The organism is Polyangium fumosum, from assembly GCF_005144585.1.
Lineage (GTDB): Bacteria > Myxococcota_A > Polyangia > Polyangiales > Polyangiaceae > Polyangium > Polyangium fumosum.
The window spans coordinates 1-13,978 of the sequence record NZ_SSMQ01000060.1; the positions used below are offsets into that span (position 1 = coordinate 1).

Sequence of the window (13,978 nt, forward strand, 5' to 3'; positions counted from 1 at the left end):
CGCTGCCCCGGACCCCGCGGGGGGCTGTCCGCCCCCTCGACCCCGGACCAGCCAGGGGCTGGACCCAGGGTTGAAAAACTTCGCTCCGCGCAGTTTTTCAAACAGGCCGACGAAGAAGCCAGGTCGACAGCAGAACCCGCAGCGCGGCTGTCTCGGTTGGCAACGCCGCGGCTGGTCTTGACCGGGCCTGTTCGATGAACTGCGCATCGCGCAGTTCATCGAGCCTGGGTCCAGCGCCTCGCTGGTCCGGGTCCAGGGGTGGACAACCCCTGGTCGGGGTCCGGGGTGAAACCCCGGCGCTACGCTGCTTTCGGCGCGCGCTTCGGCCGGCTCCAGATGCCCATGGCCACGATCGCTGCCGTCGCGAGGTACCACGGTACGTCGCCGATCGCGCCGTAGAGGGTCCACGCTCGCATGAAGCGGCCCTCGCCGATGATTGTCTCCTCGCGGAACGTGCCTCCGTGCGCGACCACGCGGCCTGTTGCGTCGACGATCGCGCTCACGCCGCTGTTCGTCGCGCGCACGAGGAAGCGCCGGTGCTCCACGGCGCGCAGCTTCGCGAGCGCGAGGTGGATCCACGGCTCTGTCGAGTCGCCGAACCACGCGTCGTTCGTGAGGTTCACGAGCAGGTCCGGATCGCCGTGCTTCACGAGCTTTTGCACGAACGAGGGCAGGATGTCCTCGTAGCAGATGAGCGCGCCGATCTTGTGCTCGCCCCAGGGCAGCGCGTCGAGCGACGTGCCCGGCGTGAACTGGCCCGAGTTCGGCGACCACTTGTAGAGGACCGGGAACATGTCGCCGAAGGGCAGGTATTCGCCGAAGGCGAGCAGGTACTGCTTGTCGTAGCGGCCGAGGATCTTGCCCTCGTCGCCGGCCATGAGCGCCGTGTTGAAGTACGTCATGCGCCCGCCCGGCGTGCTCGGCGGCGTGCGCAGCACCGAGCCTACGATCGTCGGGACGCCGAGCTGCTTCGTGAGGCTCTTCTGGACCTCGTCCTTGTAGCTCGCCTCGGTGACGACGCGCGGGGCGGGGACGGCGCCCTCGCTCCACACCACGAGGTCGACCTCCTTCGACTTCGCGAGCTCCTTCGTGCGGTTCACGTAGATCTGGTAGGCGTTCTTCCGATCGAAGAGGCCCATGTTCCCCTGCACGATGCCGATCCGCACCTTCTTCGCCTCGGCCATCGTCTGGCCGATCGTACGGACCCGGAGGAATCCGTAGCCGGCTGCGAGCAGCGGCACGGCGATGCCGATCGCGACGATGCGGTTATCGGCCTTCTCCTTCTTGCGCCAGGCGAGGAGGATCTCGGCGAGGCCGAGGTTCGCGCAGACGAGCACGAGGCCGACGAGGATCGGGCCGCCGAGATCTGCGACTTGCATCAGCACGGGCGCGTTGTGCACCGAGGCGCCGTAGTACCAGGGGAAGAGCAGCGGGAAGACGAGCTCGCTCGCGGCGAAGGCGAGCGCGAAGACGAGCGGCGCGGGCCATCCGCGGGTCTCGGCGCGTCCGTAGAGCCAGCCGGCGAGCGCGATGCGGCCGCCCTGGTAGGCGCAGAGGATCGCCATGAAGAGGATGCACAGCGGCACCGGGAAGCCGCTGAAGACCTTGAGCATCTCCAGGAGCCAGTAGAAGCCGGTCATCGTCATCGTGAAGCCGGCCGTCCATCCGAGGCCCGCGGCGCGGCGCACCGGCTGGCCGCGCATCGCCACGATGAGCGGCACGAGCGCGACGAGCGAGAGCGGCCAGATGTCGATGCCCGGGAAGCCGAGGAAGTAGAGCAAGCCGCTCAGCACCGCGAGCGCGTACGCCTGCCGCGCCGGCAGCGCGCCGGTGGGGTTCCACGCCTTGGCCGCGTCCTTCGACGCCGCCTTGGCCTTGCCCTTCGCCTTCTTGGCCGCGCCTTTGGCTTCGCCTTCCGGCGCCTTTGCCTCGTCGGCTTCGGCGCCCTTCGCGACGTCTTCGGCGCTCGGGTCCTGCGTCGCCTCCCCTTCAGACATGGTCACCTGGTCCGCTTGATGATGTGGTAGCCCTGGGCCGTCTCGACGACGTCCGAGATCGTGCCGACCTCCATGGCGAAGGTCGCGTCCGCGAACGCCGGCGGCATCGCGTTGCGTTCGAAGTTGCCGATGGCGCCGTTCGCGGCCTTCGAGACCGTGTCGTCGGTGTACTTCGCGACGAGCTCCTCGAAGGTCTGCTTGCCGTCCTTCACCTGGGCGAGGACTTCTCCTGCGCGCTTTTTCGCCTCGTCCTTGGTGCGCGTCACCGTCTTCGGCGCGCGCTCGGCGCCCTTCCAGGCGATGAGGATGTGCGCGGCGCCGGCGATCTGTCGCGTTGCCGTGGGCGCGGGCGCGGGCGCCTCTGCGGCGGAGGCGAAGGGCGCGCTCGGCGCTGCGGCCGAGGGCAAGGGGGGCGCGGCGCTCTCGGAGGGCGCTGCGTTCGGGCTCGAATCGGTGCCCGCGTTGCAGCAAGCAGTGGCCACGAAGAGGAGCACGATGTTCGGGAGGAGACGCAGGCGCATGGCCGGCACGTATTGCCGACGTCCGGCCGGCCGTCAACCTGCGCGTTTGCAGCAAAAGGTGGCCGAGGTCGGGGTACGATGGCCCCAAGAATGCCCCGCATCCTTCACATCGAGGACGATCCCGCGAACCGCCTGCTCGTGCGCAAGCTTCTTCAGAAGGCAGGCCACGAGGTGATCGACGCTGCCGACGGGCTCGAGGGCGTCCGGCTGGCAGTGAGCGGCATGGCGCCCGACCTCATCCTGGTCGACCTCAACATTCCCGGGCTCGACGGGTTCGAGGTGACGTTGCGCCTGCGCGGCGAGCAGCAACTCGCGGGCGTGCCCATCGTGGCCATCACGGCCGAGGGCGACCGCGAGACGAGCCTCGCCGTCGGCTGCGACGGCTTCCTGCAGAAGCCCATCGACGCCCGCTCGTTCGCGACCGTGATCGAGCGCTACATCCAGCAAGGCACGCGCGAGAACATGCCCGTCTCGGCCGGCGCGGTGCGCCTGCGCCAGCAGAGCCAGCGCATCGTGCAGCACCTCGAAGAGAAGGTCGCCGAGCTCAGCCGGGCGAACGCGCGGCTGCGTGAGGCGGACGCCGCGCGCACCGAGTTCTACCGGAACATCTCGCACGAGCTGGCGACGCCGATGACCCCGATCGTCGGCTACGTGAAGCTCTTGCTCGACGAGGAGCTCGGGCCGCTCACGCGGGCGCAGGGCAAGGCGCTGCGGGCGATGGATGACTGCGTCCGGCGGCTGCGATCGCTCATGGACAACCTGCTCGACGTGACGGGGCTCGAGACGGGGCGCATGCGCTTCATCCACGTCGACTACGACTTCCTCGACACGACACGCAGGGCCGTCGCGCAGGTCGCCGACAACCTCGCCGAGGCGCGGATCCACCTCGTCGAGAATCTTCCGCGTGGCCCGCTCCCCGGCTGGGGTGACGCGGGCCGGCTCCAGCGCGCGATGGTGCACTTGCTCGAGAACGCCGCGAAGTTCACGCCGTCCGGCGGCACCGTGGGCGTGCGTGTGGCGCGCCTCGCCTCGGGGCACTACGAGCTCTGCGTGGCCGACACCGGGCCGGGCATCCCGCCCGATCAGCAGCAGCGCATCTTCGATCCGTTCTACCAGGTCGACGGATCGGTCACGCGCGAGCACGGGGGCGTGGGCGTGGGGCTCGCGATCGCGAGGCGCACGGCGCGCGGGCTCGGCGGTGAGCTCAAGCTTGCTTCGCCCTGCAACGAGATCATCGAGGGCGTGCGGCTCGGCGGCGCGGCGTTTTTCCTGACGGTCGCGCAACGCGCGCCGGGCGAGCTGCCGTCGCCGGACGCGGAGAAGGAGCGGTGAGGGTCGTCTACCTCGACTGGAACGCGACGACGCCGCCGCATCCGGACGTCGTCGCCGCGATGGTCGAGGCGGCGACCTCGTCGTGGGGCAACCCGGCGAGCGTGCACGGGCCGGGGCGGCGAGCGCGGTCGCGTGTCGAGGACGCGCGCGAGGCGGTCGCCGCGCTCGTGGGGTTCGATCCGCGGGACGTCGTGCTCACCTCGGGCGGGACCGAGGCGAACAACCTCGCGCTCCACCATGCGTTCGCCTCGGCGGGCGGCGCGCCTTCGCAGCCTGCGCTCGTCGTGGGCCGCATCGAGCACCCGAGCGTCGTTCGGTTCGCCGAACACCTTGCCGCGCGGGGGGTCCTCGTCGCATGGGTGGATCCCGAGCCTTCGGGGCGGATCTCGCCCGAGGCCGTCGCCGAGGCCATGGATCGCGCAGTTGCGTCGGGAGCCTCCGTGCGGCTCGTCGCGCTCCAGGCCGTGAACCACGAGACCGGCGTGATCCAGCCCGTCGCGGCCGTCGCGGCGCTCTGCCGGTCGCGGGGGGCGCTTCTCCACGTCGACGCGGTGCAGGCCGTGGGCAAGCTGCCGCGCGCGACCCTCGAAGGCGCGGACCTCGTCAGCGTGGCCGCGCACAAGATCCGGGGGCCCAAGGGCATCGGCGCGCTGCTCACGGCGCCGTCGGTGCGGCTGTCGCGTCTCCTGTACGGCGGCTCGCAGGAACGCGGGCTCCGGCCGGGGACGCAGGATCCGGTCGCGGCCGCGGGGTTCGCCGTGGCGGCCGAGCGGGCGCGACACACCCCAGCTCGATACGCCGAGCTCGCGCTGCTCCGGGATCGGCTCCAGGCCGAGCTCGTTCGGCTGGGCCACGAGGCTGGGGCCGAGCCGCTGCCCAACGGCGCGGCCGAGCGTGCGCCTCATGTGACGAACCTCTCCTTTCCGGGCTGGCGTGGGGAGGAGCTCTGCGCGGCGCTCGATCTCGAACGCGTGGCGGTCTCCAGCGGGTCGGCTTGCAGCGCGGGCACGGCTGAGCCCTCGCCGGTGCTCGCGGCGATGGTGGGCGAGGCGCGCGCGCTCGCGGCGGTGCGGCTCTCGCTCGGCGAAGAGACCACCACGGACGACGTCGACGAGGCCCTCGCGCGGTTCGCCCGCGTCCTCGGACGCACCCGCCCCGCATCCTGAACGTTCGTCCTGCCGATCGGCTCACATGCACGCGCGACGTGAGGGTTCGTCCTCCCAAACCCGATGTGGGCGAACTCGCTTCGAGCCGGTTCCCGGGAGAACCGGATCGATATCGCGCGTTTGGCGACCGGCCGGCCTCCCTTCGCGTATCGCCTGAACTATCTCGGCGAAATGCGAGGAGTTTCTCCGGGCGTCATGTCCAAGTGCGCGAAATTGATCAACAATTCGGCGATCTTCCGGCGCGCGAGGGTCATTCGCTTGAAACGAACGAAGAAGCCCTTTCCCTGGCCGCTCGTTCAGGCAAATTCGGTGATGAAGTAGAGCCTTGAAGGCTACTCGTTAAGTGTTCGAAAGTAGTCGTTTATTTCCGAGCACGTGAACTGATACACACATCGCTCCGCGGCGGCGCCATAAGGGCCCACGCCCGGCGCGTCGACAGGCCCGTCCCCGCTCCGCCAGCCGTGGAGGCGGGCGGTGGGGTCGGCTCGGAGCGGCAGCGGCAAAAAGGGCCGGATCGTGTGCGCGGCCGCGATCGCCGTGGGCACGAGGACGGCGAGCAGCATGGCAAGTCGCGCGCGCGGGGCCAAATCCTTACCGGTCCGAGCACACGCGACCACGAGGATCAAAGCCGAAGGCGCATACCAGTTCGGCTCGGGGGGCACGGCCCGCGCGAGGGCCGAGGCGGCGACGAGGGCCGTGAGGAGCAGGACGACGGCCCGGTCGGCGGGCGGAGAGGTGCGGAGGGCGCGGGCGCCGTGGAAGAGGGTCCAAGGGCTCCAGAGCAGCGCCTGGGCGAGCGCGGCCGCGGCGAGGGCCCCGAGGGCGCCGAGGAGCGTGAACACGGGCGCCTGCTGGGCGTAGGCGTGCCGGAGCTGGAAGGAGAGGCTCGGGGCGAGCAGCGGGCCGGCGAGGGCGAGGGGAGCGAGAGCGAGGAGGCGCTCGCCGAGGCGGCGGCGCGTGGCCAGGACGACGATGAGCGGGAAGAGGGGAAGGACGACCACCTTGGCGAGGGCGCCCGCGGCCCCCACGAGCCCGAGGCCGAGCGCGACGGCGAGCCTTCGTGGGGGGGACGCGGCGGCGGCCTCGGGCGCGGGCTCGGCCCACAACAGGGCGAGCACGAGGGCGAGGAGGGCGGGGCCGTCCGGGGTGGCGACGAAGCCGCCCGCGACCGGGAGGAGCGCAAAGCTCGACAGGAAAGCCGCGAGGTTCTGCCCGGAGGTGTCCGCGCCGCGGCGACGCGCGAGGGCCACCGTGGCGATCGAGAGGCCGAGCGAACACACGAGCGGGACGAGCCGGACGCGGAGCTCGACGGGCAAGGCCGTGAGCCGATCGACGAGCCGGAGCAGGAGCGGGAGGAGCGGCGGGTGGTCGACGAGCGGAGGCAGGGCGCCCGGCGCGCGCGCGGCGGCGAGGTAGTACGCCTCGTCCGGGGAGAGCTCCGTCCCGAGGGCCAGCGCGAGCCGGAGCGGCAGGGCGGCGAGGACGATCGCCGCCCAGGCCGCGCGCGGGGCTCTCAGGTGGGCACCTGCCGCTGGCGGAGCACCTCGTAGAGCGCGAGCGCGCCCGCGACCGAGGCGTTGAGCGATCCGATCGGCCCCGCCATCGGCAGACGCGCGACGTGCTGGCAGGCGCGGAGCACGGCCTTGCGTGCGCCCTTGTCCTCGGCGCCGATCACGATCGCCACCGGGCCGCGCAGATCGACCGCGCCGAGCGTCGTCGGCCCCTGCGCGTCGAGCGCGATCACGGTGACGCCACGATCCGCGAGGGATCGCAGCGCCTCCGGCAAGGACGAAACACGGCAGAGCGTGGCGTGCTCGATGGCGCCCGCGGACGCGCGGAACATGGCCGGCGAGAGCGGCGCGGAGCTGTGCTCGGGCCAGACGATCCCCGTCGCCCCGAGCGCGACGGCGCTGCGCACGATCGCCCCGAAGTTCTGCGGATCCATGATCCCGTCGAGCGCGACGACGATGGACGTCGGCTCGATCGCGAGCTGATCCACGCCGCGGATCCGGAGATCCGGCGCGACCGCGAGCACCCCCTGGTGCCTGCCGCCGCCGGTGCGACGGTCGAGCTCGACGCGGGGCGCGGTCTCGACACGGACGCCGCGGCCCTCGGCGAAGCGTCCAACCGCCTGGATCTTGGGGCTCCCGCCTTGCTCGACGACGACACGTTCGAGGGCGTCGCCGTGCACGCGCACGGCTTCGCGGACGGGCTGAAGGCCATAGACGAGTCGACTCATGCTCTCCTCGCAGCGAGCGCGCCTTCGATCTCCGCCACGACGGCGCGCGCCGCGTCGAGCGGGCTCGCCGCATCGCGGATCGGCCGCCCGACGACGAGCAAATCCGCCCCGCTCGTGATCGCCTGCGCCGGCGTCGTGATCCGCTTCTGATCCCCGGCCGCGCTGCCCGCCGGCCGGATGCCCGGCGTGACGAGCAGCGCCTCCGGCCCGAGCGCGCGCCGGAGGTTCGTCGCCTCCGACGCAGACGCGACGAACCCTCGCACCCCTGCATCCCACGCGAGCCGCGCGACCCGCTCCGCTTGTTCCGCCGGGGACGCGGACAAACCGAGCGCCGCGAGGTCCTCCGCGTCGAGCGAGGTCAACACCGTGACCGCGAGGATCGTGAGCGGCGCGCTCGCACGCGCGGCCTCCTCGGCTGCACGTTCGAGCATCGCGCGGCCGCCGTGCGCGTGGACCGTCAGGTACCGGACCCCGAGCGACGCCGCGCTTTGCACCGCGCGGCCCACGGTCTCCGGGATGTCGTGGAGCTTCAGGTCGAGAAAAACGTCCCGGCCGAGATCGTGGCACGCCGCGATCGCCGCGGGTCCCTCCCGCACGAAGAGTTCGAGCCCCACCTTGAGCACGCCGACCGACGGAGCGACGACACGCGCGCCGCCCCGGGCTTCATCGAGCGAGCCGTAATCCAGCGGGAAGACGAGCCGCCTCGTCGCGTCGTTCATCGGAGATGCATCGGGGTCATGGGGGGAGGGAGCCTCGGCGCCGGACGAGGTGTCCAGGGCCTTCTCGGGAGCCGTGCGCATCATGCGTTTGCACCTTTGCGATGCAAACGGCGGCCCGCATCTGCGTTCGCGCGGGCCGCTCGCCTGGACGGGATCAGAGGCAACTGCAGAGCGGATCGCCGGGCGCGCAGTTGCAGGGCTTGGCCGCGCCGCCGCCGCCCGCGGGCCGCGGACCACCGCCGCCGCCCTTCTTGGCCGCGTCCTGCTTCGCCTTCTCTTCGTCGAGCTGCTTCTGCAGGGCGAGGCGCGTCGCCTCGTCCTTCGCGCTCGTCAACTGGCTGAGAAGGCTGTCGACCTTCGCCTGCTGGTCTTTCGCCTGCTGCTCGGCCTTCTTGCGATCTTCCTCGGCCTGCCGCGCCTGATCGGCGAGAGCCTGGCGCTCTTGCTCGGCCTTCTGGCTCTGGTTGATGATGAGGCCGGTCGTGACGCCGCCGATGACGACGACCGCCGCGACCACGCCGTAGAGCGTCTTGCGCAGCTTCTTCTTCGACTCGTCGTGCTGCAGCTCGGCGAGCTTGCGCTCGTGCTGCTGCTGCGCGTTCATCGCCTCGAGCCGCGCCCTCTGCTCGGCTTCGACGCGGGCCTTCTCGACCTCGGCCTGACGGATCGCTTCGAGGCGCGCGGCCTCTTCGCGGGCCTTGCGCTCTTCCAAGGCCCTGCGCTCGTCCTCGGCCCGGATGCGCGCTTCTTCTTCCTCGCGCTTCCGGCGCTCGTCGTCGAGCCGGGCTCGTTCTGCGGCGGCCGCAGCGGCGGCCTTCGCATCCTCCTCCTGCTTGATACGGTCCTCCTCGAGGTTCATGAGCTCCTTGAGGGAGAACAGGACCGAGCTTTCCTTCTGTTCGGACATGCGTCGTGGCTCCTTCGAAAGCAGCGCGCTCGCCGTTCGCCCCGGGGGAGGACCGCCGTGCTTCTGCAGCACGGCTGCGCCTTTCCGAGGACACCCGCCAAAGTGAGAGTACCGCGGCGCCTGTCGGTATCAACTCCCCAAGATGCCTGTCAATTGGGTGGAGTCGATTCTTTTCCCGAGGGCCCGCCCTGCCTCGGGATTTCGTCCCGGAAGACAGGTCAACTCCGTGCCAGAGCGCCCCAATCTGCGTTTTCCCGCTTGACGGCAGCGCCGTTTCCGGGATCAGCCGCGGCCCCGGGCCCAGGCGCACGCGAGCACCGGTTCGTCACTTGCTTCCCATCGCGACGGACCTCCGCTAGCGTCGCCGCCCCATGGCAAAGGTCATCAAGGCGCACATCACGGGCAACGTGTGGAAGATCGAGGTCAAGGTCGGCGACAAGATCGAGGAAGGGACCGTCGTCGCGATCCTCGAATCCATGAAGATGGAGATGCCCGTCGAGGCCGAGGACGAGGGCACGATCACGACGGTCCTCGTGAGGGAGGAGCAAGCCGTGAAGGAAGGCGAGCCCCTCTTCGAGTTCGAGTGATTCGCGTGCGCTGAGGGGACGCGGCGCTACTCGCGCCAGAAGAACTTCCAGGGGTTGTGCTTGAGGTCGCGCACGAGCTCCTGGAGATCGTCGTAGAGCTGCTCGTCCATCACGAGCGCGCCCACCGTGCCTTTGCCGCGCCGCACGCTCGAAGCGATCGCCTGCGCGTCCTGGGTGATGCCCTTCGTGTTCCGCGCGATCTCGGCGAGGTCGCCGATCGCCTGGCGGATCTTCGCCTGCTCGCCCTCGCCGCCGACGGTCTCGCTCACGCGCTTGACGTTCGCGAGCGTGGCCTTCGCGTCCGCGAGCAAGGGCGGCGCGTCCTTGGCGAGCGCGCCCGTCGTGCGATCGACGTTATCGAGGATGCGATCGATCTGCGGGTTCTCGACGTACTTCTGCTTGGCCTCGCGCACGGTGTCCTGCGTGTCCACCGTGATCTGCTCGACGTTCGCCGCGATGCGATCGAGCCGCTCGCCGTTCTTGTCGAAGAAGTCCCCGGTGCCCTTCAGCGTGCGCGAGAGGCCATTCAGCGCCGTGCCGATCTCGTCCTTGTTGCCCGAGAGCGCGTTCACCGTGGTGTCGAGCAGGTCGTAGGCCTTGGCGATCAGCATGTCGAGGCGCGGCGGATCGAGGCCCCGCACGATCGCGTTCTCCGCGAGCACGGGCCGATCCCCCGAACCCGGATCGAGCGCGAGGAACTGCTCACCGAGCACGCTCGACGAGGTCACGTAAAAGACCGCGTTGTCACGAACGCTCGGCTGATACCGCTTCTCGACCTCGACCTTCACCCGCACGAGCGGATCACGTTTGCCCGCGCCGCCCGGGATCTCTCCACCCCGGAACTGGACTTCGGTGATTTTTCCCACCTTGACTCCGGCGATCTTTACAGGGGCACCGGTTTGCAAGCCGCCGGGGTTGTCGAAGTCGACGAAGAGGGCATACGTGGGCTGGAAGTTGATGCCGCCCATGACGAGGATGAACCCCGCGAGGAGCGCGGTGGCCGTCAGGATCAGGATGCCGACCTTGACCTCGATGGATCGCGGGCTCGCCATGCGTCCACTATGCACGATGTTCGTCGGCGAAGGCAGACCCTCGTAACATCGAGCGCGCGGCCCACTGCGTCATGATTTCCTTCCGCCACCTCGCCAAATCCTTCGGAACGAAGAAGGTCATCGAGGACGTCAGCTTCGACGTTCAAGACGGGGAGGTTTTTTTCATCATCGGTCAATCGGGCGTCGGCAAGAGCGTGCTCATCAAGCACATCGTCGGACTGCTCTATCCGGACGCGGGCGAGATCTGGCTCGAAGGCGAGGAGATCAGCCGCTTCGACGAGGAGCAGATGTACCCAGTGCGCATGAAGTGCGCGATGGTCTTCCAGCACTCGACGCTCTTCGACTCGATGACCTGCGCGGAGAACGTGGCGTTGCCGCTGCGCAAACACAAAGGCCTGAAGCCGAAGGAGGCGCTCGCCGAGGCGCGCAAGCGGCTCGATCAGGTGCACATGCGCGAGTTCGCCGACAGGTTTCCGCCCGAGCTCGGCGACGGCATGCGCAAGCGCGTGGCCATCGCGCGCGCGCTCACGCTCGACCCACGGTACGTGCTCTTCGACGAACCCACGACGAGCCTCGATCCGGTGAGCGCGCGGCGCGTGGACAAACTCATCCGCGAGCTGAGCGACACGCTCGGCGTGACGAGCATCGTCGTGAGCCACGACCTCGTGAGCATCTTCTCGATCGCCGATCGGATCGTGATGCTCTACAAAGGGTTCGTCCGGCTGATCGGGACGCCCGACGACTTCAAGGCCTCGAACGACGCGATCATCCAGCAGTTCATCCACGGCCGCGCCGAGGGCCCAATCGAATGATTTTGTGGCAGGGGGAGCCCTCGATGGGGCTCCCCCTACGGCCCTCACTTCGCGTTGCTTCGTTCGGGCCTACCCGGCCTCGTGGCTGCTGGCTTCTTTTGACAGCGTGCGCAGTGAGGGCTCGTGCGGCCGGCGATCGTGAGGGTGCGAATGGGAGCGCCGCAGCGCGGGCATGGTTCGCCCACGCGGCCGTAGACGAGGAACGGATTCGGCGCGTCGGTTCGATCGGAAAGATAGATGATCTCGTCGTCGCGCTCGTGCACTGCAAGCGTGTGCATGATCGTCGCGAGGATCCCGTCCGCGAGCGCTTCGATCTCCGCAGGCGTGAGCGCGTCGGCCGCGCGTGAAGGATGTACACGTGCGCGAAACAGAGCCTCCGTCACCTGGATGTTGCCGAGGCCCGCGAGGACGCTCTGATCGAGCAGGACGTTCTTGATGGGCCGTGAAGTGCCGGCGATCCGCGCGCCGAGGCGCTGCGCGTCGAGGCCGTCACGCAGCGGGTCGGGGCCGAGCGACGAGGCGAGCGTCGCGAACGTGTCACGCGGCACGATCTGAAGGCGGCCGAGCATCCGCACGTCGACATAGTCGAGCACGCGGCCGTCCTGCAAAACGAGGCGCGCGCGGCCGTGCCGTGGAGGCGCGTCGCCGGCCGCGCGGGCCCGCCACCTGCCCGTCATGCCGAGGTGGCAGGCGAGGCCCGTGCCCGCGTCGAACGAGAGCAAGAGCAGCTTGCCCACGCGCTCGATCCCGCAGAACGAGCGCCCCGCGAGGCCCGCCGCGAACGTGGCCGGCGTGGTTTTTCCTTTCAGAACGGGCGTCGCGTCGGCCTCGGCGCGCTCGATGCGCGCCCCTTCGAGGAGCCGGCGGAGCGCGCGCGCCTGGTGCTCGACCTCGGGCAGCTCGGGCATGGTGGTTCGTCCGAACGAAACCTAAGGACCGAGGAGCATGTAGCCAAGCGCGGAGAGGATGAGATCGAGCACGATCACCGCGAGCGAGGCGTTCACGACAGCGCGCGTGGTCGCCCAGCCGACGCCCTCGCTGCCCCCGTGTGTGGTAAGCCCCGAGTGGCCCGCGACGACCGGGATCGCGGCGCCGTAGGCCAGGCACTTCGCCAGCCCCACGACGAGGTCGCCCGTGTCGACGAGGTTCAGGTTGAAGAACGTCCGCGGGTTGACATCGAACATGATGTACGCGGTGAGCATGCCCGTCAGCATCGCGACACCCGCCGCCCAGATGACCAGGCAGATGGTCATGACGAGGCTCGCGAGGAAACGCGGCTTGATGAGGTAATCGATCGGGTCGGCCGCGCACATGCGCAGCGCGTCGACCTGCTCGGTGACGACCATCGAGCCGATCTCGGCCGCGATGCCCGCACCGACACGCGTGGCGAGCATGAGCGCGCTGATCGTGGCCGCGAGATCCCGGACGAGCAGCTCCAGGTACGAGGCGCCGACCATGCTGAACTCGGGCAGGATACGCTTCACCTGGAGCCCACCCTGGAGGACCAGGATCATGCCGATGAAGCCCATCACCACGGTCAAGAAGACGACCGAGCGGTTGCCGATCTCGAACATCTGCCGCACGACGGCGCCGAAGTCCGGCCGGCCTCGGACGCAGGAGTAGAGCGTCCGGACGAACACCGAGGCGATCCCGAGGCCCATGCCCACGAGCTCGATCGCCTGCGCGCCCACCACCGCGGCGAGCGACGCGTCCGGCGCCTCGGCCGCCTGGTCGATGCCGCTCTCGGGCGCGGGCTCGTCGTGGGTGTTCGCCGCGCTCACGTGTCCTCAGTCCAGCGTGAAGGAGACGAAGTAGTCGAGGATGAAGATGCCCGCGGCCGAGGCGACCACGGTCGCGTTCACGGCCCGCCCGACGCCCGGCGCGCCGCCCTTCACGCCGAGCCCGTACTGGCAACTCGACAGCGCCATCACGACGCCGAAGACGATGCTCTTCACGAGGCCACTCGTGACGTCGCTCAGGCCGAGCAGGCCGCTCGTGAGGCCGTTGTAAAACGTCTTCGGCTCGACGCCGAGCAGGCCGAGGCCGCCGTACGCGGCGCCGAGCAGCGCGAGCGTGTCGGCGAAGATCGTGGACAGGAAGAGCGTCGTCACGATCGCGACGAAGCGCGGCGCGATCAGGAACGCGATGGGATCGATCGCGAGCACGCGCAGCGCGTCGATCTGCTCGGTGACGACCATCGTGCCGAGCTCGGCCGTGTTGTTCGCGCCGACGCGGCCGTTGATCATGAGCGCCGTCAAGAGCGGCGCGATCTCGCGCAAGATGCCGAAGCCCGCGCCCCAGCCGAGCAAGCCCTGCGCGCCGAGGCGCACGACGAGCGGCGCGGCCTGGATGACCATGATCGCGCCCGTGAAGAGGGCCGTGACGATCACGATGGGGATCGATTTCACGCCCATCCGGTAGAGGTTCCGGAGGGTCTCGGCGCGATCGATGCGGAAGGTGACGAGCCTCCGGAGGATCTGGTAGCCGAGCAGGCCCATGCCGCCGACGGTGGCCGCCGCGCCGAGGAAGCCGCCGCCGATCTCCTCGAGCAGCCCCACGTCGGGAGGCGGAGGCGAGGCCGCAGACGATGGTTTCTTCGGGGGCATTCGCGAGGGCGAGCTTATCCTAGAACATCGAGCGGTTTGA

14 protein-coding genes are annotated in these 13,978 nt (G+C 69.7%); 4 read left to right on the forward strand and 10 right to left on the reverse strand.

The features are described 5' to 3' along the window. Nucleotides 1-299 precede the first annotated feature (299 nt). Together lnt and E8A74_RS38840 are read right to left on the reverse strand one after the other, a co-directional pair. Nucleotides 300-1,997, reverse strand: coding sequence for an apolipoprotein N-acyltransferase (gene lnt, locus E8A74_RS38830; RefSeq protein WP_211365551.1), 1,698 nt, complete (start codon nucleotides 1,995-1,997; stop codon nucleotides 300-302). Between the two features lie 2 nt (nucleotides 1,998-1,999). Beyond that, entirely contained in the window at nucleotides 2,000-2,518 is a 519-nt protein-coding gene (locus E8A74_RS38840; protein ID WP_136934155.1) for a peptidylprolyl isomerase, read from the reverse strand. Nucleotides 2,519-2,608: 90 nt separating this feature from the next. Here E8A74_RS38840 and E8A74_RS38845 point away from each other — a divergent pair, with 90 nt between their 5' ends. Continuing rightward, nucleotides 2,609-3,850, forward strand: a complete 1,242-nt coding sequence (locus E8A74_RS38845) for a hybrid sensor histidine kinase/response regulator (RefSeq protein ID WP_136934156.1) — start codon at nucleotides 2,609-2,611, stop codon at nucleotides 3,848-3,850. Next, nucleotides 3,847-5,016, forward strand: a complete 1,170-nt coding sequence (locus E8A74_RS38850) for a cysteine desulfurase family protein (RefSeq protein ID WP_136934157.1) — start codon at nucleotides 3,847-3,849, stop codon at nucleotides 5,014-5,016. The genes E8A74_RS38845 and E8A74_RS38850 overlap by 4 nt, the downstream gene beginning before the upstream one ends. 332 nt (nucleotides 5,017-5,348) lie before the next feature. On the opposite strand, the gene E8A74_RS38855 is transcribed toward E8A74_RS38850, so the two are convergent. The 4 genes from E8A74_RS38855 to E8A74_RS38870 form a co-directional block, all read right to left on the reverse strand. Further along, a complete protein-coding gene (locus tag E8A74_RS38855; RefSeq protein WP_136934158.1) occupies nucleotides 5,349-6,332 on the reverse strand; it encodes a hypothetical protein in 984 nt (327 codons plus the stop codon). Between the two features lie 197 nt (nucleotides 6,333-6,529). Then, nucleotides 6,530-7,255: a 23S rRNA (guanosine(2251)-2'-O)-methyltransferase RlmB gene (gene rlmB / locus E8A74_RS38860; protein ID WP_136934159.1), complete on the reverse strand. Its 726-nt coding sequence runs from the start codon at nucleotides 7,253-7,255 to the stop codon at nucleotides 6,530-6,532. Next, on the reverse strand, nucleotides 7,252-7,974 hold the full coding sequence (pyrF, locus tag E8A74_RS38865; RefSeq protein WP_420814232.1) for an orotidine-5'-phosphate decarboxylase: 723 nt from the start codon (nucleotides 7,972-7,974) through the stop codon (nucleotides 7,252-7,254). Before pyrF ends, rlmB begins: the two co-directional genes overlap by 4 nt. Before the next feature lie 154 nt (nucleotides 7,975-8,128). Continuing rightward, nucleotides 8,129-8,881 carry a coiled-coil domain-containing protein gene (locus E8A74_RS38870; protein ID WP_136934160.1) on the reverse strand — a complete coding sequence of 251 codons (753 nt, stop codon included), beginning with the start codon at nucleotides 8,879-8,881 and terminating at the stop codon, nucleotides 8,129-8,131. Between the two features lie 371 nt (nucleotides 8,882-9,252). On the opposite strand from E8A74_RS38870, the gene E8A74_RS38875 reads away from it, so the two are divergent. Then, nucleotides 9,253-9,468 carry an acyl-CoA carboxylase biotin carboxyl carrier protein subunit gene (locus E8A74_RS38875; protein WP_136934161.1) on the forward strand — a complete coding sequence of 72 codons (216 nt, stop codon included), beginning with the start codon at nucleotides 9,253-9,255 and terminating at the stop codon, nucleotides 9,466-9,468. 26 nt (nucleotides 9,469-9,494) lie between these two features. Here E8A74_RS38875 and E8A74_RS38880 read toward each other — a convergent pair whose 3' ends face one another. Further along, nucleotides 9,495-10,520 carry an MlaD family protein gene (locus E8A74_RS38880; RefSeq protein WP_136934162.1) on the reverse strand — a complete coding sequence of 342 codons (1,026 nt, stop codon included), beginning with the start codon at nucleotides 10,518-10,520 and terminating at the stop codon, nucleotides 9,495-9,497. A gap of 71 nt (nucleotides 10,521-10,591) precedes the next feature. Here E8A74_RS38880 and E8A74_RS38885 point away from each other — a divergent pair, with 71 nt between their 5' ends. Next, nucleotides 10,592-11,332: an ABC transporter ATP-binding protein gene (locus tag E8A74_RS38885; RefSeq protein ID WP_136934163.1), complete on the forward strand. Its 741-nt coding sequence runs from the start codon at nucleotides 10,592-10,594 to the stop codon at nucleotides 11,330-11,332. Nucleotides 11,333-11,376: 44 nt separating this feature from the next. On the opposite strand, the gene E8A74_RS38890 is transcribed toward E8A74_RS38885, so the two are convergent. Genes E8A74_RS38890 through E8A74_RS38900 form a run of 3 tightly spaced genes read right to left on the reverse strand, consistent with a single transcriptional unit; the run spans nucleotide 11,377 to nucleotide 13,938 of the window. Then, on the reverse strand, nucleotides 11,377-12,240 hold the full coding sequence (locus tag E8A74_RS38890; RefSeq protein ID WP_136934164.1) for an Fpg/Nei family DNA glycosylase: 864 nt from the start codon (nucleotides 12,238-12,240) through the stop codon (nucleotides 11,377-11,379). A gap of 21 nt (nucleotides 12,241-12,261) precedes the next feature. After that, complete coding sequence (locus tag E8A74_RS38895; protein ID WP_232379943.1) at nucleotides 12,262-13,113, reverse strand: MlaE family ABC transporter permease; 852 nt, start codon at nucleotides 13,111-13,113, stop codon at nucleotides 12,262-12,264. 6 nt (nucleotides 13,114-13,119) lie between these two features. Next, the gene (locus tag E8A74_RS38900; RefSeq protein ID WP_136934165.1) at nucleotides 13,120-13,938 is read right to left on the reverse strand and encodes an MlaE family ABC transporter permease; all 819 of its coding nucleotides are present in this window, start codon (nucleotides 13,936-13,938) and stop codon (nucleotides 13,120-13,122) included. Nucleotides 13,939-13,978: the final 40 nt, after the last annotated feature.